Origin of the sequence: Actinocrispum wychmicini (genome assembly GCF_004345645.1) — a bacterium.
GTDB classification, from domain to species: domain Bacteria; phylum Actinomycetota; class Actinomycetes; order Mycobacteriales; family Pseudonocardiaceae; genus Kibdelosporangium; species Kibdelosporangium wychmicini.
Genome location: NZ_SLWS01000007.1, coordinates 436,203 through 460,684 on the forward strand (window position 1 = coordinate 436,203; position 24,482 = coordinate 460,684).

General features: G+C 65.8%; 10 protein-coding genes. 3 read left to right on the plus strand and 7 right to left on the minus strand.

The window, feature by feature from the left end:
• Positions 1-39 precede the first annotated feature (39 nt).
• Positions 40-1,764, minus strand: coding sequence for an alpha/beta hydrolase (locus EV192_RS32045; RefSeq protein ID WP_165960728.1), 1,725 nt, complete (start codon positions 1,762-1,764; stop codon positions 40-42).
• 366 nt (positions 1,765-2,130) lie between these two features.
• Here EV192_RS32045 and EV192_RS32050 point away from each other — a divergent pair, with 366 nt between their 5' ends.
• The gene (locus tag EV192_RS32050) at positions 2,131-3,270 is read left to right on the plus strand and encodes a sensor histidine kinase (RefSeq protein ID WP_132122093.1); all 1,140 of its coding nucleotides are present in this window, start codon (positions 2,131-2,133) and stop codon (positions 3,268-3,270) included.
• Positions 3,267-3,965, plus strand: coding sequence for a response regulator transcription factor (locus EV192_RS32055; RefSeq protein WP_132122095.1), 699 nt, complete (start codon positions 3,267-3,269; stop codon positions 3,963-3,965). Before EV192_RS32050 ends, EV192_RS32055 begins: the two co-directional genes overlap by 4 nt.
• Positions 3,966-3,983: 18 nt before the next feature.
• On the opposite strand, the gene EV192_RS32060 is transcribed toward EV192_RS32055, so the two are convergent.
• The 4 genes from EV192_RS32060 to EV192_RS32080 form a co-directional block, all read right to left on the minus strand.
• Entirely contained in the window at positions 3,984-5,027 is a 1,044-nt protein-coding gene (locus EV192_RS32060) for a hypothetical protein (RefSeq protein WP_132122097.1), read from the minus strand.
• Positions 5,028-5,640: 613 nt separating this feature from the next.
• Positions 5,641-6,075, minus strand: coding sequence for a hypothetical protein (locus EV192_RS32070; protein WP_132122099.1), 435 nt, complete (start codon positions 6,073-6,075; stop codon positions 5,641-5,643).
• The gene (locus tag EV192_RS32075) at positions 6,072-15,902 is read right to left on the minus strand and encodes a scabin-related ADP-ribosyltransferase (RefSeq protein WP_132122101.1); all 9,831 of its coding nucleotides are present in this window, start codon (positions 15,900-15,902) and stop codon (positions 6,072-6,074) included. Before EV192_RS32075 ends, EV192_RS32070 begins: the two co-directional genes overlap by 4 nt.
• A gap of 448 nt (positions 15,903-16,350) precedes the next feature.
• The gene (locus EV192_RS32080; protein WP_132122103.1) at positions 16,351-18,315 is read right to left on the minus strand and encodes a DUF8189 domain-containing protein; all 1,965 of its coding nucleotides are present in this window, start codon (positions 18,313-18,315) and stop codon (positions 16,351-16,353) included.
• Between the two features lie 715 nt (positions 18,316-19,030).
• Here EV192_RS32080 and EV192_RS32085 point away from each other — a divergent pair.
• A complete protein-coding gene (locus EV192_RS32085) occupies positions 19,031-20,161 on the plus strand; it encodes a hypothetical protein (RefSeq protein ID WP_132122105.1) in 1,131 nt (376 codons plus the stop codon).
• A gap of 166 nt (positions 20,162-20,327) precedes the next feature.
• Here EV192_RS32085 and EV192_RS32095 read toward each other — a convergent pair whose 3' ends face one another.
• Positions 20,328-21,317 carry a class I SAM-dependent methyltransferase gene (locus EV192_RS32095; RefSeq protein WP_207926318.1) on the minus strand — a complete coding sequence of 330 codons (990 nt, stop codon included), beginning with the start codon at positions 21,315-21,317 and terminating at the stop codon, positions 20,328-20,330.
• A complete protein-coding gene (locus EV192_RS32100) occupies positions 21,317-23,911 on the minus strand; it encodes an HAD family hydrolase (RefSeq protein WP_243727212.1) in 2,595 nt (864 codons plus the stop codon). The genes EV192_RS32095 and EV192_RS32100 overlap by 1 nt, the downstream gene beginning before the upstream one ends.
• Positions 23,912-24,482 lie beyond the last annotated feature (571 nt).

Sequence of the window (24,482 nt, forward strand, 5' to 3'; positions counted from 1 at the left end):
TGCGGGTCGCACGCCGTGCCCAGGCGGTTCTGGGGTGGTTTACTTGTGGCCCAGGATCCGGGTTGCCGATTCCTTGGATGGGTTGGCGGGCACGCCGCCGAGCACGGACTTGGAGCCGAGCCCGACGGGGTTGGCGACCGCGGCGGCGTTGGCCTTGTCCCCGATCTCCTTCAGCGTCGTGCTGTCCGACGACACCTTGTCGCCCTCGGTGGAACCGGTGTCCGTGGACTTCGCCGTGTCACCGGCTTTGTCCGTGTCCTTCGGCTTCGGCAACGGATGCGCGTCGCACGTCACATCGGCGTCCGGCAGGGTCCCGTCGAGCAGATAGTTCGTGGCGTACTTGTCGATGCAGGAGTTGTTGACCCACGACTCGTTGTACAGACCGTGCGAGCCGCCGCCCTTCTCCACGATCATCCGGGAACCCGGGAGCAGCTTGTGGGTCTGGACCGCGCCTTCGTACGGCGTCGCGGCGTCCATGGTGCCCTGCAGCAGCATGATGCCCGGGACGTCCTTGCCGGTGATCTCGACCGGGTCGTGCGATTTGGCGTTCCAGTACGCGCAGGGCAGGTTCATCCAGGCGTTCGCCCAGGTCTCGAACGGCGCCTTCATGTCGTAGTCGGTGTTGTCCTGGTCCCAGGTCTCCCATTTCGTCGGCCACTTCGAGTCGGCGCACTCGACCGCCGAGTAGACCGCGTTCGAGTTCTCGTTGTCCGCGGTGCGCGGGTCGTGGTACTTGTTGGTGACGAAGGACTTGATGCCGGAGACGTCGTCTTTGTTGACGTAGTCGCTGAACGCCTGCGCGTTCCTGAGCCAGTACACGTCGTAGTAGCCGGAGTTGAGGAGCATCGTGTCCAGTTCGTCCGGGCCGACGACACCGACCGGTTTGTCCTTGAGAGCCTTGCGCGCCTTGGTGTACGCCGCCTGCACGTCGTCCTTGGTCTTGCCCAGCTTGTACACCGAGTCGTACTGCGCGATCCAGCCGAAGTACAGGTCGATCCGGTTCTGGAAGGCGACGTTCTGGTCAAGGTTTCCCTGATAGCCCAGGTTGGCCGTGGACGCGTTCATGACACTGTCGAGCAGCATCCGGTTGACCTTGTCCGGGAACAGCTGTGCGTAGACCGTGCCCAGGTACGTGCCGTACGAGACACCGTAGTAGTTGATCTTCGACTCGCCGATAGCTTCCCTGATCTTGTCGATGTCCTTGGCGGTGTTCGCCGTGGTCAGGTAAGGGATCTCCGAACCGGAGTTGGTTCCGCAACCGTCCGCGTAGTCCTTGGCACGCTTGACGAACGCGGCCTTGTCGTCCTTACTGGACGGTTGGGTGTCGGCAGCGGGCATCGCGAAGAACGTCGAGCCGTCCACACAGGAGATGGGATTGCTCTGGCCGACCCCGCGCGGGTCGAAGCCGATGATGTCGTACGCCTTGCGCACACTGTCCGGGAAACTGTCGGCCCAGTACAGGCCGCTGCCACCGGGACCGCCCGGGTTGAACAGGATGACGCCCTTGCGGTCCTCCGGCTTGCCGGTGGCCTTGGCGATGCTCACCCTGATCGAGAGCTTCGGCCCCTTAGGCTGGACGTAGTCGAGCGGAACCGTCACATCGCCGCACTTGTAGCCGGAGGAAGCGCCATCACCCGTACAGTCCTGGGTGAACACCTTGTCCGACGCGGCCGGCCGTCCCGCCGATGCCGCGTCCGCGTACGAACCCGCGAGTGCGACGCCCGAGACAAGAACCCCAGCCGACGCGACCGCGAACCATCGCACGGGATTCCTCCCGCTGTTTCTGTTTGCCATTCCTACTCCTGCCCTCGCCCAGCACACACAGCGACCCCTGCCAGCGCCTGTGGTTGCATACCGATCTTCGTCAGATCGCGCTCTGCCGGGCAATACCGCCGCCAGCCAGAACCCGGATACCGCCTGGGTTCACCGCGCCGCCTCCCCCGGCAGCAGGACGGCCTAACTAACTACCCCAACCGGGGGACGTGACGCGTGGGCGTAGACAAATGGCGGTACCAGCAGGGATGCTATGTCCTTCGTGGACGGTAGCGACGCGTCTGCCGTCATTGTGGCGTTCAACGATGAACTCCGCCCATAATCCGAATATTCTTCGCATAGGGCAGGGGTCGAGGGATGACCGGACCACGTCGGACCGCGATGGCCGATCTGGCACTGGTTCTCGCGCTCCTGGCCACGCAATGGCCGCCGCCACACGATTTTCTTGAGCTGCACCTGCGGATGCGCTGGCTGGCCGTGGCCATCGCGGTCGTGGGCATCGGTTGCCTGACGATGCGGAGGCGGTATCCGCGGGCTGTGTTCTGCGCGGTGGTCCTCGCGCACGGGTGCCTGGTGTTGCTGCTCGACGATCCACGGTGGATGGGAACCGGCTACGCGGCGTTCGTCGCGTTGTACGGCGTGGCCTACCGGTCGTCGCTGCCCGCCGCGATCGTCGCCGGCGTGGTCACAGCGGTGATCAGCGAGGGCAATTATCACGCCATCATGCCGGATGCCAGCGGCTTGATCCCCAGTGTCTGCCTGGTCGTGATCGTGATCGTCGTCCTCGGTCGCACCCGCCGCACCCGGGCGCGGGACGCCGCCCGCCTGGACCAGATGGTGCACCTGCTCGACCAGACCCGCTCACGGGTGGTGAGCGAAGTCGTCGCGGTCGAGCGCCACCGGATCGCCAGCGAGCTGCACGACGTGGTGGCGCACAGCCTCGCCATCGTGGTGGTCCGCGCCGGCGCCGCCCGCGTGCTCCTGCCGGACAATCCCACCGAAGCGACCGCCGCACTGACCGCGATCGAGTCAGTCACCGGCACCGCACTGTCCGAAATGGACGGACTGCTGGTGGTGCCCGGCGGCACACCCAGTCCAGGTATCCACCACCTGGAGGAGCTGGTCGGCATGCTGCGCGCCACCGGAATGACAGTGGACCTCCAGCGGCACGGCCCGCCGTACCCGCTCCCCGAGGCAGGCGACCACGTCGCCTTCCGGGTCGTCCGGGAGGCCCTCACCAACGTACTCAAACACGCCCGACACGGCACGGCCGAGGTGACGTTGCGCTACCTGCCCGGCGGGCTCCAGATCGACGTACACAACCTGCCACCGAGCGATCCCCGCCCGCCCAGCCTGCCACCCTCCGGCCACGGACTCGCCGGCCTGCGCACACGGCTGGAATCGCTCGGCGGCTCGTTGCGAGCCGGCCCCGTCGACGACGGCTTCCGGGTGACCGCCGTCCTTCCCCGCTCGACACGACAGGGAGCAGTGTGGTGACTACCAGGGTGATCGTGGTGGACGACCAGGACATGGTCCGCGCCGGGTTCGTGTCGATCCTGACCGCCGAACCCGACATCGAGGTGGTCGACCAGGCCGGCGACGGCGCCACAGCCATCCAGTCCGCGCTGACCCACCGGCCGCACGTGGTGGTGATGGACATCAGGATGCCCGTCATCGACGGCACCGAGGCCACCCGCAGGATCCTCGAGGCAGCCGGGCCGGCGGTGGCGGTGCTGGTGCTGACCAGTTTCGACGTCGACGAACACGTCTACAGCGCGTTGCGGGCCGGCGCGGCCGGCTACCTGCTCAAGGACGCGCCACCGGAGGAACTGATCCGGGCGGTCCGGGCAGTCGCCGCCGGCCAAGCACTACTCGCACCCAGCGTCGCCCGCAGACTGATCGACGAGTTCGTCCGGACCCCGGTCAGCTCCGGCGAAGCCCGACTACGACTGTCCACCCTGACCGAACGGGAACTCCAGGTGATGGAACTGGTGGCACACGGCCTGACCAACACAACCATCGCACAACGACTGGCCGTAGCCGAGGCAACAGCCAAAACCCACCTGAACCGACTGATGGCCAAACTCGAACTGTCCTCCCGCGCCCAGGTGGTGTCCCTGGCGTACGCCACCGGTCTGGTCAGCCCTCTGCGTGCCGTCCGTCAGCCGAATGGCGGCGGGCACGAGAGCTGACCGCCGCCGTTCGGACTGTCAGTCCGTGTTGATCTGGACCTTGCGCAGGGTGAAGGTGTCGCTCGGGTGGCCGGCGCCGAAGTCGGCGATGTGTCCGAAGAGGACGTACGTCGTCCCGGACGGTCCGGCGGTGATGCCGGTCGGCAGCACCTCGTTCAGGACGATGGTCGACGTCACGGTGGCTTTGCGCCAGCCGTTGTACGGGCTGATGGTCTGCACCGCGCCAGTCGGCCCGCCAAACCCGTTGCTGATCGCGGCGAGCGACCCGTCCGGCAGCGTCCGGACGTCGTCGACGAAGGTCAACAGCCCGCCGCTCAACGCGACCTGGCTCAACGCCGCCGGCGCGCCGACCGGCACCCGCCACACCGTACCGTCAGCCTTGGTGACGACGAGCAGATTGCCCGGTGCCCAAGCCACAGCGGTCAGGCCGAAGTTGGGCGGCGTACCCGGCAGCGATCCGTTGCCCGCGAGCCGGTCGTCGCGGACGAGCACATCCGCGTGGCCGGTCACGCCGACCCGGTAGATGATCGGGGCGGCGCCGTCCGTGACGTACGCCGTCCCATCGGGTGCGATCGCGATCTCGTTGGCGAAGTGCAGGCCACCGTCATGGGCGACCGCGGCCAGGTCGACATACCAGTTGGTGGCGCCGTCGTCGATGCCGTAGCTGCCGAGACCCGACAGCCGGAACACCGTGTCGGGCGAGCTGTGCACGCCGACACCCAGGTCGAGGTTGGTGACCAGGACCCGGCGCCGGAGTTCGTCAACGCGCACCCCTGCGGTGGAGACGAGTTGCGGGTCGTCGACGAGCGTCTGGATCGAGCCGTCGGTGCGGACCGTCGAGACCGTGCCATTGCGCACGGAGCCGACGATGAACTGGTTGCTGATCGAGTCGTAGCCGACCGACTCCGGTAGCAGTGCCGGCGCGTGGACCTCGATCAGTCCGGGTGGCCGGTGGCCGAAGTCGGGCCCGGCCGACCCCGCATCCGCGGCGGCCGGGGCCGCAGCTCCCAGCGCGGCACTGAGCAGTGTCGCCGTCGCGAGCCGCCCCATGGTGGTACGCATCGTGGCGTCATCCTCCAAGTTGAGTTAGTCAGATGACTAAAACGTAGAGCGGCGGAGGTGTGCACGGCCATTGCCGTTCGCGACCCGGGCATGTCCGTTTGACTCACGGCCGCGGCGCGTGGGGTTAGCCGTTGACGAGGGTCAGCGGCTCGCCGGGGCAGCGCTGCGCTCGGTGAGCCGCTCGTCCAGGGATGACCACGCCGTTGGCGGGATGCCTAAGGGACCGTCGGCGGTTCCGGCGGTTGCTCCGCCTTTGATGCCCGCGTCATGAACGAGGACCGGGGTGGTCCCCGATCACGACCACGTTCAACTGGTGTCCGCCAAACGGGGCAAGCCCGTGTGAATTCAGGCAACTCTCGCGAAATGTCGGACGTCACCAAGGGCATCTGTCGAAGAACTCGTCCCGCAGTGTCTTGTGCAGGCGCAGGATCTTGTCTGTAGTGGTTGGCGAGGCGGGCCTGGTCAGCCGATGTTTGATCCTGTTGTCCCGACAGATCCTTTCGAACAACACCTCCACCGGTTGCGGCCTGACGTTGCACAACCCCGCCCACACCTGACTCGATGGCGCGGGGAAAGGTCCGCGGCATCAGCCAGGTCCGAAACCGTGGGACAGTCACCGCCGCCGAACGCTGTCGCGCCACTCCTGGTAGTTGTTCTTCTGCTGCTCGACAGTACCGAGGGCAGCCGCCGCCGCCTCGGCAAAGATGTTCACGAGATCCTCTTTGGCCATGTCCCGGCCGGTGTGCAGGACGTAGACCCGACGCGCGCCAACCATGTCGCGCACCATGCCCGAGGGGTAGGTGTCCTTACGTGCGCCCTGAACCGCTATCGACCAGCCACCGGGTTCCAGTTCCAGGCGAATCTCCTGTAGCGCCTGGAACAAGTCGCGCCCTCGGGCGGCCACCGGCCCGGCCGGTCCGTCAAGGTCGATCGAGTACGAGCAGTCCGGGTAGCTTCGCCAGGTCAGTGCGCACGTCACCGGCTCCGGACCACCGAGCACAAGCACGCTGACCAGGTTTTCCTCATCGATGGTCTCACCGCTGGTCATGGGCGGAAGTTCGGGTTGTGTATGTACGGGCCGATCGGTTCGTCAAAGTCGTCATACCGTTGCGCTCCTCGGATATATCGCGGGTCGATCCCGCCGGGGAAGGTGATTTCGACCTCCCCCCAGTTCGGCTCCAGGTTCCCGTATCTGGTCGCGGTCGCATTCAGGTCGATTCCCCCGGGTGCGTGGATCTCGTACTGCCAGGGTCCCCGGCCACCGCCTTCCGCGTCACGGGTGGTGCTGATCAGGTTACCGTCCGGCGACTCGTTCACGTGGACCTGCAGGTCGTTGTTCCCCAACGGGTCCTTCGGCTGGAAGCCTTCTGAGAGGATCGTGTCCGGATGCCGCTTGTCGGCTCGGAACAACGGGTCGTTGTCGGTCCGGTGTACATGGTCGGTCGGCGTGGTACCGCAGTTGTGTACGAGAACCGGCGTGTTGCCGGCGGTCACGTAGTAGGTGTGGAGTTGGTTGATGGTGAGGTTGCGGAGCGGTGTGTCGCGCTCGGGGTGGGTACGGGTAGCAGTGACGGTGGCGGTGCGACCGTCGGGCGTGCGTAGGTGGCTGCCAGGAGTGAGGTTCTTGGCTTCGACCCATTGGTGGTGGTCGGGGTCCCAGAAGGGGTGGTAGTCGGTGGCGGTGATGGTGCCGGGTTGGGTGACGAAGGTGCCGTCGGTGATGGTGATGTCGACGAGGGTCTTGTCTTGGTGTTCTTCGACGATGACCGCGGTGACGGGTTCGGCCTGGGTCTGGCCGGTTGTGGGGTCAGTGGCGGTGACTTGGTCGCCGGGTTGGATGTCTTTGATGGGTTTGCTGGTGCCGTCCGCCATCGTGACCGGGGTGTCCGGGGCGAAGCTGTTTCTGGTCGCGCACGCCTTCGCCGCGCCACGCACTGAACCCGCGCCTTCCTCGGCGGCCTTGGCACCTGCTTTGGCGGCTTTCACGCCTTCCTCGGCAACCTTCGCGCCCTTGATTCCCGCACCAACGCCGGGAATCGCACTGGCCGCAGAAGAGATGGCATTGAGGTAATCACCCTCGGCCAAATACCAACCGGCGTTGATCCCGTTGGCTACAACTCCAATACCGGGAATCATGCCTACGGCATCGAGAAAATCATGACCATATTCTTCCCAAATATCTTCGAACATTTCCCAGAAGGACCTGTTGTCCGGACCGGAGACGCGTACCTTCGGGCCGGTTCCACCCGCCACTGGCACCAGCTTGCCACCTGAACCACCAATTTCTGATGGCGGGGTTGCGGCGGCGTTCTGGATGACCGGACCAGCTCCGTTCAAGGTGCTGTTGATCATCTGCTGGATCTGCGGAGTCTGGTCTACGACCTGACTGGCGCTGACAACGTCGGCCGGCGCGTTGGGACTAGCAGACACGGGAGGCTGGGTACCGTTACCCGCGCTGCCGGCGTATAGCGGCTGCGTTGCGGCTGCGGGCACGGGCAACGGGTTCGATCGTGCGGCTTGGGTAGCGGCGGCACGCGCCGCCGACGTAGCACTACCGCCGCCGGAACCAGATCCGCCACCGGAACCACGTCCGTGGCCAGATCCGCCGCGACCTCCTGAACCGCCGTGTCCACCGGAACCACGACCAGAACCTCCGCCACCACCGGCTGCCGGTCCAGGCGGCGACGAACCACCGAACAAGCCACCAAGCTTCTTTTCACTATCGTCGTATCCGCCGTCGTCTGGGAGAATTGGCAATTCTCCGCAGCTTCCGCTGCAATAGTCCAGCGGCGGGTCACATACCGTGACAAACGGGCTAAGCCACGACAACGGGTTCCACGCCCAGTCGTCTCGCAGGACCTTCCTGCAGGAGCGGCCATCAGGATCGGTGGCGTTGACGGGCGATCCGGCGGCGTAGTTGTAGCGGTTGGTGTCGAGGATGGTGTCGCGGGCGGTGAAGGTGCCGGTGCCTGGGTTGTACCAGCGGGCGCCCATGTCGATGTGGCCGGTGTCGGGGTCGGTGTAGTCGCCCTGGAAGCCGAGGTTGCGTTTGGTGCCGGTGGTGTTGAGGGTCTTGCCGAAGGGGTCGTAGGTGGCGGAGTCGGCGAGGCCATTCAGCGCTGTCTCGGGGTTGAAGCCGCCGGTGAGGTCGCCGTGTTGGTCGGTGACGGTGAGGCGTTTGTCGGTGCCTTGCTTCAGGGCGAGGATGCCGCCGCTGGGGCCACGGCTGTAGGTGCTGGTGCCGTCGGAGACGAGGTCCAGGCCGGTGCCGAGGTAGGTGAGGGGGGTGTCGTTGCGGCTGCTGAGGCGGCCGAGGCCGTCGTATTTGTAGGTGGTGTTGCCGGTGGCTGCGGCGCGGTCGAAGGCGTCGAACTTGTAGTTCTCGGTGAGGCCGGAGCTGGTGCGGGACGCGAGGGTGCCGCGGGCAGTCCAAGTGTAGGTGTAGTCGCCGTCAGACTGGACGCGGTTGCGTTCGTCGAAGGTGGCGGTTTTGGTGCCGTTCTGGATGCGGTTGCCGGCCTTGTCCCAGCCGTAGTTGGTGGTGGTGCCGTTGTTGGTCCAGGAGGTCAGCCGGTTGGCGTAGTCGTAGCCGTAGGTGTTGTCCTGGGCAGGGCCGGTTCCGGTGGTGGTTTTGCGGGTGAGCCGGTCGGCGGGGTCGTAGTCGTAGCCGACCGAGGCGACGGCGGTGGCGCCGGCTTGCAGGGTGTCGGTGCGCAGCCGGCCGAGGTCGTCGTAGGTGAACGCGCGGGTGCGGCCGCTGCCGTAGTCGACTGTCTTGATGGCGCCGGCGTTGTCGTAGCCGAGGGACTGAACGACGCTGGTGATTCCATCTTGGACGGTCGAGAGCCTGCCGTTGGCGTAGGTGTAGTTGTGGGTTCCGGCGCCGTCGACGCGTTGGGTGGTACGTCCGTTCTGGTCGTAGGTGTAGGAGGATTTGCCGGACAAGCCGTCGGTGGTCAGGAGCGCGCCGCGGTCGTTGTAGGCATAGGTGTTGGTGCCGACGGGGGCGTTGACGGAGGTCAGTCGCCCGGCGAGGTCGTAGGAGGCGACTCGGTTGTCGGTGGTGGTTTCCGCGCCGCTGCCGGTTTCGTTGGTGAGGCGGCCGAGCGTGTCGAAGGTGCGTTGCCGGGTGACGCCGCCGGGCATGCCGACGGTAGTGGGGTTGCCGGTCAGGTCGTAGCCGACGGTCCAGGTGCGGTCGGCGATGTTCGGGTGCGCCGTGGTGGATGGCTCGGTGGTGGTTTCCAGCAACCCGAGGGTGTTGTAGGTGTTGGTGGTGGTGTTGCCGCGGCCGTCGGTCAGGCGGGTCAGGTTTCCTCGGGGGTCGTAGCCGAACGACGTGGTGATGGTGTCGGTGTCTGAGACCGGTTGTTCCTGGCTGGTCTGCCGTCTCAACGCGTCGTAGGTGAAGCGGTTGGTGTGGTTGAGCGGGTCCGTTGTGGACACGACCTGGCCAGCTTGGTCGTAGGTGACGCCGCTGCGCCGCAAGATATGTTCTTGGGGGTCCAGTTCGACGCGTGCGACGGGTCGGCCGACTCCGTCGAAGCGGATCCACGACGTGCGGTCGAGGCCGTCGGAGATCCTGGCCAGCTGGTTGCTGATGTCGTAGCCATATTTGGTGACCACACCGGCGGGGTCGGTGGCAGTGATCCGGGCGCCGACGGTGTCGTAGGTGAAGGTCGACGTCTCCCCCGCCGGGCTGGTGGCCTGGGTGAGGTCGTTGTCGTCGTCGTAGCGGAACTTGGTGGTGTACGCCGCGGGTTGCGGACGGCGTTCCAGCTGGGTCGCAGTGACCTGACGGCCGAGGTCATCGTAGGTGGCTTCGGCCCGAGAGCCAGTAGGGTCGGTGACCGACAGCTGCTCACCGGCCGAGGTATAGGTCATTCGCCAGGTCCCGCCGGCCGTGGTCGGTGCGTCGGGTTTGGGATCCTGGACTTCGGCGAGCCGCCCGAGCTGGTCGTACCGGTAGCGGGTGACCGCGCCCCGAGAGTCGGTGACCGCAATGGGTTTCCCGAGCGCGTCGTACTGAGCCTGCATCACGCTTTTGGTTGCGGACGTGTCACCGGGCTTCTGGTAGGGAGCGGACTCGACCCGGGTGGCCAGGCCCCTGCGGTCATAGGACCAGGTCGTGACGTTTCCCGCCGCGTCGGTCATCTGGGTCGCGTCGCTGAAGGTGTCGTACCCGGTGAGCGCCTTGAGTCGCTCGGTCGTCGGTTGTCCGCCGACCCGTTCAACTTGTACCGACGGACTGGTGGACGCGATGCCTCGACCACGTTCGTCGTAATCAAAAGAACTGGTGAAGCCCCGCGCGTCGGTGACGGTGCGGAGCTGGCCGCGCTGGTCGTAGGTCGCGGTGGTGACCAGCTTTTCCTGTCCGTTGTAGGCGGTCTGGCTGGTCTGGTGCCCGGCCGGGTCGTAACCGTATTCGGTCTTCTCGATCCGACTGGTGTCCAATCGGGTGCTGTTGGAGGCGTTGCCGGTCCGGGTCACCCGGATGACGTTGCCGGACGCGTCGTAGTCGAACGCGGCCTTCCGCTGCAGCCCAGCAGGATCCTGCGTCGTGCTGGCGATCCGCCCAGTCGCGTCGTACTCGACGGCGGTGACCCGGCCGGTCGCGCTGGTCTGCTGGGTCAGGTTTCCAGCTGCGTCATAGGTGTTGCGTTGCAGGACCACGTTACGTGTCGGCGCCGAGGGGTTGAACGGGTCGCGCACGTCGCGTGCCGTGACGCGGTAGAGCGTGTCGTCGGTGTAGTACTCGTAGCGTGTGGACCGTCCCATTGGGTCGGTGTGCCGGACGAGCCGTCCGGCCATGTCGTACCCGTAGGAGTCGAGCACCAGGGTGTCCAGCGGGGTGTTGCTTCCGCTGCCGTCACCGCCACCACCACCCGCGTCCACCGGGTTGCCGTGCCACGCCCGTAGCCGGATCTCGGCCAGCATGTTCCTTGCGGTGTAGGCGAACTCGACCTTCGTGCCGTTGGCGTCGACGGTCCACGTGCGGTTGCCGAACCCGTCGAACCCTTGTGTGGTCACCGCACCTTCAGGGTCGGTGGAGCGCACGGGTCGCCCGAACTCGTCGTAGTCCACGGTCGTGCCCCGGCTCGGGTCACCGCCGGTCAGGTCTTTCGCCTCGACCCGCACGACGTTGCCGTCAGCGTCGTAGCCGGTCGTGACCTGTGGGGTGTGCTTGACCCCAGTGACCGCGTTGGTCGTCGCCGGTGGAGTCATCGAGGTGCGTCGCGACAACTCGTCATAGGCGAACGTCGTGGTCAAGCCCTGCGGGTAGACGTCGGAGATCTGCGTTTCACTGATCTTGCGACCGAGCATGTCGTAGGTGAACTTGGTGACCTGCCCGCTCGGGTTGGTGACCTGGGCGAGGTCGCCGTTGCGGTAGTAGCCGTACCTGATGGTCCCGCCGCTGGGGGCCGTGGTCGTCGCGATCAGCCCGGCGGGTGTGCTGCCACCTCCGACGGCCGGGTCGCTGGCCGACGTGTACAGGTGGGTGACTTGACCGCCGTCCGGGGTGGTCTGGGACGCGAGCAGGCCGCGTTGCCCGGTACTGGTGTACGTGTAGCTCGTGGCGAAACGGGAATCATCGGGGCCACTGGACCGCGCGTCCCGGGACGACGTGATCTTGTCGTTTCGAGGATCGGTGACGTCACCCGCGTTGAGGAAGTACGTGTAATACACGGTCTGGCAGTCGCTTGGTGCGACGCGGCAGGTCTTGCGGGCCGTCACGTTGCCGCGCTTGTCGGTGGTCATCACAACGGAGTTGGCGTTCTCGTCGATGACCGTGGTCTGGAAACCGCTGTCGTCGTAGTCATAGGTGCGGACGCCCTGGCCCATGACCGGTCCGCCGATCCAATCGTGGCCACTGCCAGCGGGCCCGCCGCAGTAGACCGGGCCCTGGTCCGGGGGCGGCGGTGTCGTGGGCGGCGTGCCGGGACAGGTCGGCGGCGGAGGCGGGTCAGGGTCACCGCTTGGTTTCCGCCGGTCCTCCGTCCGGATCCCGAGTCCAAGGGGCGCGCTGTAGCGCAGGATCCGGGCACGGAAGGGGTCGTAGTCATAGAATTGCTGCCGATTGCCTGGATCGGTCACCTGCACCGCGCGGATCAGGTTGGTGTTGTCGCCGGTGATGACGGGCAGTGCCAGTTTCCACAGGCCGCCGTTGCTGTCGGTGTATTCCTTGAGCCGGTCGTTGACCTCGTCGTAGGCCATCTTGGCCGTGATCCGACCGCTGGGCAGGGTGATCTTCGCCAGCGAGCTCGCCGCGGCCTGTGCCAGGTAGTGCGCCCACGCGGTGGGTTGACCGATCGGGTGCTCGTAAAACGCGACCTCGTCGATCTGGCCGGTGAAGAACCGCCGGGAGTCGGTACCCCACTGCGGCCACGCTGCGGGCGTGGTCGCGTAGGCCGTGCCGACCTGGTTGAACGTGAGGTCGCTGTGGGCGATCTCCCCGGCGAGGGTGTCGACGGGTTGCCCGTCGAGGTACATCGTCTGTGTGGCCAGGGATCCGGACAGGACAACGTGATGCCACTTGTTGTCGTTCACCGCCATCGAGGTGGTGATCGGCGTTGTGCCGCCGTTGGCGAACTGGCCACGGAGTTTGCCGTCCGTGCCGACGTACAGCACAGGTGTCGACGCGGTCGGTGTCTCAGCGGCTGGCTTGTTCTGATACCCGAGCAGCGGCCCGCCGGATGTGGTCTTGAACCACATCTCCACCGCGAGGTCCCGGGCTTTGCGCAGGGTGCCGTCCGGCAGCGTCACGATCGAGGACGTTCCGTTGAACGTGGCCGCGCCGTCACCGGTGCCGGCCAACGCGCCCGGCGTGCCCAGGGCGACGTCCTTGTAGGTGCCGTTGTCCTTGCCGAGGTTCGTGCGCACCTGACTTGCCGCGACCGTGCCGTCCCGCTCACCGAACCGCCAATAGGACGATGGGCGGGCGTCGATCACCGAGCTGCGATAGTGCGAGCCCGCGACATAGTCATAGACGGTGCAGCCGCCCTTCGGATCGCAGACCTTGGTCAGCCGGTCCCCGTCATAGAAGTAGGTCCACATGAGCTGCTTGCCGTCGACCGGGTCAGTGCTCACCGTGGACACATGGTTGCCCGTGTAGGTGAAGTACAGGAACCGGTCGCTGGTCCGGCCCATGGCCCGCTTGAGCTTCTCCGGAGTGCCGTAGTCGAGCTCGGTCCAATGCCCGGACTCGTCATACGTGGTGATCAACCGGCCGTCCGCGCGGAAGGTGTACACAGTGGAGCGCTGGTCGGTCAGGATCCAGCCACCGGTGTCCGCCGGGCCGACGGTGAGCTTCGCGTACCGTCCCTCGGGCGGCGCGAACGTACCGTCCGGGTCGCGGCCGAACCGGACCTGCTGACCATCCGGATAGGTCACGACCACATTGCCCGACCCGTCCTGGTCCGGGTACGCCCGCATGTCGTACCGACTGGACCAGCCCGCACCGAACAACAGGTCCCGTCGAGGGTCAAGGCTGTTGTACGTGCGCACGACCGACAGGTCCGGCCCGGTCGTGGACACGGTCGCGTCGATCGCGCTGGTGTAGTAGTTACCGGTCTGCGGGTCGAAATCGCTGTGCGTCCCGCTATAGGGCGCGTTCGCCATGTGCGCCGTGATCTCCGGCTGCGGCACGGCTGTCAGCAGATGGCTCGGTGGCAGCGCTGGGCTTTCAGACGTGCCGTCGAACGCGAACGCCCGCCACTGGTAGTCCTTGCTCCACTTGAGCGCACCTGCCGGGACAGTCCAGTAACGCGAGGGGATCCGGCCCGAGCCGAAGCAGTTGATACCGACCACGGTGCCGTCGTCCCGCTTGGCGTAGCGCCCGCAGACCTCGAACCGGTACTGCAGGGCCGAGTTCGGTGGCTTGTCCAGGTCGACCGCGTCCACCCACAACTGCGGCGTCAGCGTAGCTGCCGAGAACCCGTTCGGCGGGTACTGGGCCTTGACCACAGGCGGAATGTCGATCACCCGCAACACCAGCCGGATCGGCGGGATCTGCTCATCGGTGAACCACGCGACATTCCGGTGGATCATGCTGAAGTCCAGAAAGTACTCGTCCGGCTCCAGCGGACCCACCGACGCGTCCAGTGTCACCGACCCGCCGACCGGCACGTCGTAGGGCAGCGACGCGGCCTCCACCGCGGCGATCGGCGTTCCCTGGGACGTGAACGCCCGATACCCCAACGCGAACGCGGCCGGTGTCCAGGTCTGCGCGCCGCGGTTGGTGACCGTGATCTTGATCTTCCCGCTCTGGGTGCGGGTCACCGGCGGGTCCACCACGCCGTTGTCGATCCGGTATTCGGCGTCATACGGCGTATGGGTGACATACAGGCGAGGTGGGTTCGCGGTGTTGCCGCCGGTGAACTTCTTCCACCCGAACGGGTCCGACTCGGACGCGCGGACCGTGAGCCCGAAGTTGGGGGCGCCGTTCGCCCACCGCGCCACGACATCCCGACCACCTTCACCGAGGTTGATCACCTCGGTGGCGGCCGGGCAGTTCGATACGGTCGACCCGTTCCCGATGTAACCGTGCGCGAACTCGAGGGACGCCAACTCTGGGCCGTACCCTGGGCCGGGGTAACCACCACTGCCCCAGCCCTCGGTCACCTCGTGCACGGTGACCGGTCTCGGCTGACACGACCACGACCAGACGTTCGTGAGGGCCAGGTGAGCGCCGAAGATCTTGTGACCGGCGAGCCGATCCCGCACACTGTCGAACCGCAGATAGCTGGCCGCCGTGGCGCCACCGTACGTACCAGCCCGCAGTTCCACCCCGCCGTCGGTCCGCGAACCGCCCTGCACGTACATGCTCGCGTTGGTGGGCAGTGTTTCCACACTCGGGTCGACCGCGACCGGATACCTGCGGGCAGGGTCGGTCAGCCAGGCCGCGTCCAGGTCGACCTGTAACGCCTGCTGCCCGTTGTGGTCAACCAGCCGATAGGACACCCCGGTGCTCTCGGCTTGATTGGCGTCGATCATCGACCCGCGCGGGAACGTCAGGCGTTCGGTCCCCTTCTCGTCAACGAACGACACCCGGCCATCCACGATGGACGCTCGAAGACCTTTGGCCTGGATGGGGAACAACCACTGCCGCAGGGCGTCCGCCGACCGCAGGACAAGCGTTTCCTTCGCCCCACCCGGGTGCACGTCGAACCGCACATCGGACGAGGTCCGGACATCGGGATAGACGACCGTGGCCTTGTCCACCCGCCCGTCCGCCCCCGCGGCCCCGTTGATACCGAACGAGACCTCGTGACCGCCGTCGAGCACCACTCGTGCCAGTGCTGGCGCGCCGGCTCGCTTGGCGAGGCGGACATCCACCGAGTCGGCGCGGTTACGCCATTCCGACCCCGCGTCCACCAACGTGGGATCAATCGGCTCGTAGGACCCACCCGGCGTGCGGTAGTTGATCGGGTCTTGGCTGAACTGCGTGGTCAGCGTGCCGTCGGTGTTGACATAGGTGGTCTCGCGATCGGTACGCCGGTCGGGTAACTCACGGCTCGATGCGGCGTCGAACCCGCGCGCCGTCGATGGCCCTTGTTGCACCTTCGTTTCGTTACGAGGCGCGTCAGCGGGCTTCATCTCGATCGGCGGATACTTCGACTGCAGCGACTTGGCCTCGGCGTGATTTCCCGCCGCCAACTCGTCCTTGGACAGCGTGGACGTGTCCGGCGACTTCGCCGGCGACTGCTTCGGTGACAGCCCAATCGCCTGCCGCAGCGCCTCCTGGTCATCCTGCCCTGTCGACCCGCCCCACGGCGTGGCCGGCCCGACCAGGCCACCGACCATCGAGCACACCAACAAGATCGCGATCGCCCGAGGCGTCCAACGTTTACGGCGCGCGGCAACAAACCCGGACACAGCAAAGCCCTCCCCGTCGAGCACTGACGACCCTACCCCCGTGACTTTCACAGTCACCTCGTCACACCTTGACTCAAGATCGTCCGAATAACAACCCTAATCCGTTGAAATTTCCCGCGCACTATCGAATCAAATTCGCGATGTCAATAGGCCGTATCGAGTAATACTCAACGTCATTTCGGTGGAGCGATGCGAACAAGCCCTCAGCCGATCCATTCGCCACATTTCGATAGACCATTCGGGCGACAGTGCGGCAGCCGAAGTTCACGCACCCCACGCCTTTCAAAGTACCATCCTCCGTACGGACGTGCCGATGTGACGTGGTCCACTTGTGAACGGCGTAAAGCTGTCGCGAGCGACACACGATCGCGACAGAAATAGTTCTTCACTATCGACATCAGGATGGGCTGGAGCCGGCGGAACACCGGCTCCAGCCTCCTACCCGGTGCTACTCGGCTGGCTTTCCAGTGGGTCCGCCAATGTAATCGGTCGGTGGGTCGGTTTGTTGTGTTCGGGCCGCGGTGGTGGGGTTGGTGGTTTGGAAGACGTAGGAGGTGCCGTCGGCGTCTCGGTAGGTGATGACTACTTTGCCGTTGGTGGTGGCGATGGCCGTCGGGTCGGTGGCGGACGGGTAGCTGACGCCGGTTCGACTGTCCGCGAGGCGTTGCCACGGCCGGTAGGTGTTGCTCGCCGGGGATTGCTGCTCGGTGACATAGATGAAGCCGTCGGTGGCGCGGGCGGTGACCTGGATGAGTCCGGCGCCGGTAACGGCGGCAGCGGGTGGGCCGGTCGTGACGAGGCTGGGCAGGGGCGTCCAGGCGCCGGCGCCGGGGGTGGTTTCGCGGTGGGTGGCGATCTGGCCGTCGGCTTGGCGATTGAACGATTGGAGTTTGCCGTCGGGGTTCAGTACGGCGGCTACGCGTGTGGTTGTGCTGGTGGATGGGAGCGCACGCCAGGTGCCGAACGTTCCGTTGGTGTAGTGGCTGGCGTTGAGGGTCCCGTTGCGGTTTTTGAGAATGATCTCGTATCCATCTCCGGCTCGGATGGCGGTGATGTCGGACGTCAGGTTGGTCATGCCGGTGCGTTTCCAGCCGAGGAGCGGTTTGTCCGGCGCCGGTTGGTTCTGGGTCCAGAGGTCGCCATTTCCATCGACGGCGAAGGTGGAGAGTGTTTTGTTCTGCTGAGTAAGAACGGTGGCGGGACCGGGTGTCCAGCCGCCCAGTCCGGTGAAGGTGTTCCAGGCGGAGGCGCCGTTGGGTCGGGTGGTTTTGCGGGTTTCGCTGTCTTGGCCGAGGGCGACGGTGTGCAGGGCGCCGGTCGCGTCGAGGACGGCCGATGGAGTGTCCGCAAAGGATTGATAGCCGCCGATGGCGGCATACGTGACCACGGTGACGTCGGTGGCGTTGAGCTGACGTCCGTGGATCAACCGACCAAAGCTGTCAACGTAGAAGTATTGAAGTTGTCCGTTGTTCCCTTCGACGACGGCAGTCGGCGCGGTTTCCTTCAGGGTGACGGCAGGGCGTTGTGGGAACGGGTTGGAGGTGAGCGTGCAGTGATTCGAGGTAATAGCTAGTTGCCAGTTCGCAGGAATCCCGGTGTTGGCCACTTTGGGTCCGTCGGCCCAGATACCATTGCCGAGATAGCGGAACCACAGCAGTTGCCCCGTGGTCGAACTGAGGGTGTAGATGACATCTCCACCGGGCGAGCCGACCTCAGTACCGGTGGGCCAGCCCGCCGGCAGGGGGACGGCGCGTTTGTACTCAACCCAACGCTGACTGGCGACGTGATATTGGTAGCGGTAGAGCACAAAGCTACCCAGCGAGAGTTCGTAAACTTGCCGGTAGAGCACCCCCTGCCCGGCCGCGAAGACCTTACCCGTCGTGCTACTGTCCCACCCGCTGTCAATGACTCTTTCGGTCAGAGTCTTCGCGGTCTCGTCGTAGCGATACCAGTGCAGGGTTCCGTCATCAAACACACGATAGATGTCACCGAGCTCATCGATGGTGATTCTGTTTCTGACCGGCGGAACGGTATGATCATTCCACCCGGTGGCGACAACAACGGGCGCCCCAGTGGCTTCCCAACCGTTCCCGAGCCAACGGTTGCGCTGCAGATCACCGTTGGACTTGAGCAGGTATACACGGCCATCAGGTCCAGCCAGCAGGCGACCGTCCCAGCCCATCGCCACCTGGTTCCTACCCGCCCACGAAGGCGCCCCGGTCTCAGGCTCGTTATGCTGATCGAGTTCGATTCCCGTGTCCGGCCTGGCATAGAAGACGGACACACTGTCCCGGCACGCGAGAGTGTCCGCTGGTCCATCCGCAGCAGCCGATGGCACAGCCATCAGAGTCGCACCGAGTGCAGCGGCCGACAGAAACCCTACCCGCCGCGCCGTGACTCTCCATTTTCGCATTTTGTGAATTTCCTTTCGCGCGCAGAGGACACTCTTTCGACCTTGCTCGACGCATGGCGCCCCCTCTGCGGATCGTCCACCCACACGGAAACCGTTACAACGCAAGAATGTTAATCAGGTCACACGCGAGGGCCATCCGGCGGCGGTTGACATGAACACCATTGTCTCGATAAGCAACGAACATTCGGCCATTTGGCCGCTTGCCTGTTTGCTTTCACCTGCCACACCATGATCACGTAACGGCACCGCCGACCCGGTCCGACGGCGATCGCGTTCAACTGATCGCGACAGTTGAACACCGGATACCCCTCCCCGCCACCACGAGCCACCGAAGAACACGTTGCCCACAACAACCCCGAGACCACACCGCCAAATGGCGGTAATTGTCACACTGACGGCCTTTTCGACGATGAAGATTCCCGATACACTGCCACCGTCAGTCAACCGGGGAATTATCCGCCACACTGAGGCGCGGTACACCGAGGCACGGTTGAGCATTCGGGGCCCGGTCCGGGGACAAGGAGCCGGCTTTCGCCGACGTGGCCGCACGGTGTCGATTGAGGTCAAGTGTCCACGGCCTTGAAAGGACTATCGGGTGAAGAATCGAAGATCTGCGATCCTGGCTATCGGTTTGACGGCTGTGCTGATAGCGAGCGCCGGCACAGCACAAGCCACACCAGACAACTCCGGTATCAGGTCGCTCGAGCGAGCACATGTGGCCTCGGCGGACGCCCTCGGTGCACGCGCGGCGGGCGTTCCGTCGACCTACGCTCCCCTCTCGTCGAGCCGGGTGCTCGACACCCGGGACGGCACCGGTGTCCCCGGTGGGGCGACAGTCCCGCTCGGGCCAGCCAGCCAGGTGACGTTGGATCTGTCGAGCAAAGTTCCTGCCGACGCGACGGCTGTGGTGCTGAACGTCACCGGGGCCGCGCTGACGGCGTACACGTTCGTGACAGTCTTTCCGGCCAACGTCACGCGGCCCGGAGTGACCAGCCTCAACCTGGCACCCGGCCAGACCCGACCGAATTCCGCGACCGTGGCGCTGAGCCCCGACCGCAAAGTGAACGTGTACAACGAAACCGGGAACACCCACATCATCGCCGACCTGGCCGGCTACTACACCAGCGGCAACGCATCGAGATTCATCGCGGTGACACCGGGCCGAGTGCTGGACACCCGCGGTACCGGCAGAGTCGGGCCCGGTGGCGAAACCACCATCGACCTGAGCTGGCTCGACCCGTCCTCCACGGCAGTGACGTTCAACCTCACCGGCCTCAACGCGACCACATCCACATTCGTCACCGCATATCCAGACGGCACAGCCCGCCCCCTCGCCTCGAACCTCAACCTAGGACCCAACGAGGTCACGCCGAACCTCGTCACGGTACAACTGGGGAGCAACCGCAAAGTCAAACTGTTCAACGACAGCGGCAGCGTCGACCTGATCGCGGACCTCGCGGGCGTCTACGACACCAACCGGGGCGACAAGTTCGTGCCGGTCACGCCCGTACGCGCCATGGACACCCGAGAAACCCCACCAGGACTCCAGCAGGGCCGGATCAGCGCGTTGGGCTGGCCCGCTCCGGGGCCAAAGGGGTACGTGGCCAACCTGACCGGTACCAACTCGACCACCGAGCAGTACGTGGTGAGCTGGCCGCCGCCCAGCCAGACCCCGCCGGTAACGTCGAACCTGAACATCACGCCGGGCCAAACAGTGGGCAACAACTTCATCGGCGTGGTCGTGGACAACCCCAACGACACGCCCGACTTCGGCCCCTGCACCTACTTCACCACCAGCGCGGGAACGGTCGACATCATCGTCGACGTCGCAGGATTCTTCGTCTAGGCCATCGCAATCGGACACGGATGAACAACAGAAGCCGCCCCGCGAACCTCGGTCCGCGGGGCGGCCGGCTACTGACGGTGGCAATAGCGGCCGGGCGTTGGCGATACCTTGGTGGGGCCGGTGGGAGTTGTAGAACCACTCGAGGCCCTTGTGGCTCGGGAGTCGGTTACGCGGAGGTGGACGTGGCGCCTGGTGCTGCGGAGTCGGTGTCGATACCGGCGGCGGACAACTGCGCTTGCAGCCGCGCGATGTGTTTCTGTTGGGCGGCAACGGTGTTGGCGAGTTGGTCGGCGTCGTTGGCGTGGGCTGCGGCCTCGTACTGCATCTGCAGGACTCTTGTGTAGAGCGCGATACGGTTGTTCTCCATCGCATGCAGCAGTCGGGAGTTGCTGTAGGGGCCGAGTGCTGCCGTGAGTTCGGCGGCTGCCGGGGATGCCCGCCGGTAGACGATGCCCATGCCGAAGATGGCAGGGACCAACTCCAGGTGCCAGCCGTCGTCCTGGTGGTGGGACAACGCGTCCTCGACTGCTGTCAGCACGCCGTTGGCGTCGCCACCGGCGTGCCGAGCCGTGGTGAAAGCGCCGGCTCCCACGAATCCCGCCGGTGTCAGGTCGTCGTGCCAGACTGTGGGACCGTCCGCGCTGTCGGGATGCCGCTGGTCTGGGTCAAGCCGCGAGGGTTGGTAGTACAGGTCGCGGCGTGCCCACGGCCATAGCACGTCGTGCAGCACGATCGCCGCATCGGGCGCGTGTGCCATGATCCAGTCCAACTCGGCGGCGAGGACGGCATAGTTGTGGTCGCCGTCCAGCACGTACAGCTCCCCCACCGGCAGCTCGGACAACACTTGTGGCGACGGCGTTTCCACCAGCTGCAAGGTGGGGTTGGCCGTCAGGGTGGCGCGGAGTTGGTCACTCGGCGCGGGGTCGACGCAGTACACCGTCGACGCGCCCAGCTCGGCGTAGATGCCGCTGACTTGCCCCGACTCGACGCCCACCTCGACCACGGTGGAGATGGCGCGGTGTGCGAACACGATCTCGAAGATCTCCCGGAACACCGACATCGAGTGCAGCAGCAGCGGTTGTTGCCGCGCACGCCGGGCTTGCGCGTGCGGATCGTCACGAGAGCCGGCCACGTCCAGGTTCGGTCGCGCGGGCATCATCGGCCGCTTCCCAACCGGCGCAACGCAACGCGGACGGCGCCGGCCGCGATGCCCACGGCACCCTTGGCCTGGTATTCCTCGCGGACGCGGCCGGTGTAACGGGCCAGCCGAGCGGCGGCGGGAAGCCGCGGCGACAATCCCACGCGGGACTGCGGCAGCAGGGCGAAGGCGACGGAGATCTGTATCGCGGTGACGCGCTTCTGGGTGAACGCGGCCATCGGCAGCCATACCGCGGAGTGTGGAGCGTGGAACTCGACCAGGTTGCCGCCCAGCCAGGTGCTGTCGGCGAACGTCATGCCGGCGAAGTCGTCTGGCTGGTCCCAGCGCAGTACTTGGAGGTTCTGACTGCCGTAGACGGACGCGATGCCTTCGATCCAGTCGATGCGGACCACCGCCGGTCTGCCGGGAATGGCAAGCGACACCGCGGAAATGGCGTCCTGCTTGGCGTGCGCGCTCATCCGCGCGAAGGACAGTCCATTGTGGTTGATGCGCACTCGGCGACGTGGCCCGTCATGCCAGTTGTGGGCGCCGGTGCGGAACCTCAGATGAGTGTCGAACCGCTCGCCAGCGGACTCGAACATCGACGGGGTGACCGCGCCGACGGACAACGCACGCGCGGCCGCACCCAGTTGTGGGTCTGAGGCAGCGATCAACGCGGGCCAGAACACATCCCGCATGTGCAGGTCGTTCAGATCGAGGGGCGACAGGTAGGGAATGGCCGGGACCAGATCGTCGGGAACGAGTCGGGTGACAGCCGCCGAACCGAAGTTGTCCTCGTGTTCCCAGGCGCTGAAGACCGCCGCTTCCTCCACAGTGGGCGCGGTGATCGCGCACGTGAGGATGTCGGCCAACCTGCACCGGGCCGACGTGGTGAGCTCCGGCCAGCGCCCCTCGGACGCGGCGACGTAGCGATTCCACTGGCCCTGAAAGGCGACGATCCCGTCACGTACCGCTCGACGCTGGGTGTTCTGCGCGACGGTTCCGGCATGCGGGCCCAGCACCGGCTCGCCGCCCTCGGCGAAGTCGATCAGCGATCCACACAGTGCGTTGACACACTGTTCCATGACCTCAGGACTACGCACCAGCGGCCCGACGACCTCCCGAGGATGGCCTGCCTGACCGAGGTAGCCCTCCACCCGCAGCCCGGACATCAGTCCCCAGACGGAGCGCTCGTCGGTGGCCAGGTAGAGCCCTGACACGGTGACGTCGACCCCGGCCATCGTCAGCACACGGGCGAGTTGCCGCTGGATTGTGCCGCCCCACCCCAAATCCACCAACATCACCTCGCCGGCACCCAGCGCGCCACTGGCACGCAGCGACGCCAGAAGTCGCTCACGCAGCGTCGTGGTGGTCACGGCGAGACGGTTGCGGATGTGCGGTGTCTCGGTCAGTGCGTGGCTGACGCGCTTGACGATGTCCTCATGGTCAAGCAGGTTGTCGAGATTGGCGGCCACCGCGGGTACGTCGCCCGGGCGCAGGTGCAGCATCGTCAGCAGTTGCCGCACAGTGAGCTGGTATCGGGCACCGACGAACTCCGACATGGTTTCGCCGTCGAACCGGTCCAAGCCGGCCAGTGACGTCACATGTCGTGACAACCACAGTGGTTTGGCCTGCACAGCCCAACCACGAGCGGCCGCCGCGTTCCGCACCAACTCCGACAGCAGTTCACCCTCACGCATCGGGCACCACACCGTGGCGATGCCGGACTCGTGCGCGGTACGTGCCACCCATTCGGCGAATCCGGTCAGCACAGGCCCCAGTACAGCCGCGCCGTACCGCCAAGCTGTGTCCTCCGCGGCCGAGCCGCGACCGGAGCCCGCCGTGAGGGTCCTCGCCCGCAGACTGGTCAGGCCGACGTCACCCAGGTCCGGATCGAGCCGAGGATCCTCCGGGCCGAACCAGTCCAACGGCTGCCGCTCGCGCTCCAACACACGTGCGAAATCGCCGTCGATCCGCTCATAGTGCACGGTACGCACCCCCAGCGCGGCCGGCACCCGGTGATCAGCGATCTCGTTGTCCCCGACATGCACCACCTGCTCGCCGCGCAGGCCGAGATCCTCCAACACGACCTCCCACAGCCCCGACGCCTTGTCCACACCGTGCTCGTGGGAACGAAACACCTGGACATCCGACAACGGCCCGAGCTCGGGACGCTCCAACAGGGAAGCCAACTGCTCCCCGGTGAAGTACGTGTCGGAGACCAGAATCACGCGCACACCCTGCTTGTGGGCCGCGGCGATGAGGGCGGCGATGTCCAGATCCACCACGGTGAGCTCACGTTCGATGGCGACCTCGACGGCGACCAGCTCCTGAACCGCACAGCCGATGAACAACCCCGACGGCATGGCGTTCCAGATGTCGAACAGCGACACCTCACGGCCCAACGCGCCCCGACTCGCGCGCGCGTGCTGCTCGGCGGCGATCCGAACGCGACGGAACGTCGCATCGGTGACCCAGGGCGCGAGCATCCCATCGGCCCGCAGCCGCGCGCCGAGCATGGCGAACACGTCCGTCGGCCTCGGCACCCGCCGCCACAGCACCGTGTCGAAGATGTCGAACGACAGCACAACACACGACTGGTCCCAGACCATCCGGTGCACCGCACTGAGCAGTGGATGATCCCCACCAGCCCATGGCGGAGCCACAGTGTCGCCATACATGAACTGTGTCCAGTCCCCTCGATTGGAAGCCGCGCGCACCTGCCCCAGATGGGCGCGAAACAGCTCTTGTGGAGTTCATCAAAGTTGTTTGTCCGCGTGGCGGCAACGAAATGTACCCGTCGGGTGGTAGCGCCGACAACAGTGCTGCAACCGGCGACGCTTGTCAAGATCATCAGACCACGGCAACCGGCCGGGGCGCTACCGACCTTGATCGCCAGCACGGCATAATTGTGTTGTGCGGTCAGGGAACGAGTGTCCGCCGGAGACCGGGCTTGCCGTCTTCACGGTTGGCCGATAGTGGTGATCGATTTGGCCGGATACTGGTGATCAAGGAGCCGTGGAGACCGGAGTCGCCGATCTGAAGCACCGTCTGGATCTCAACGCGTGGAAGGTGTTCAAGTGTTCGATGACAGCACCAGGCACAGCCGGCCTGATGGCACCCACGACCGGATCCCATGTGTGCCAGGGAGCAAACGGCATCCGATCGTCCACAGTGGCGCAG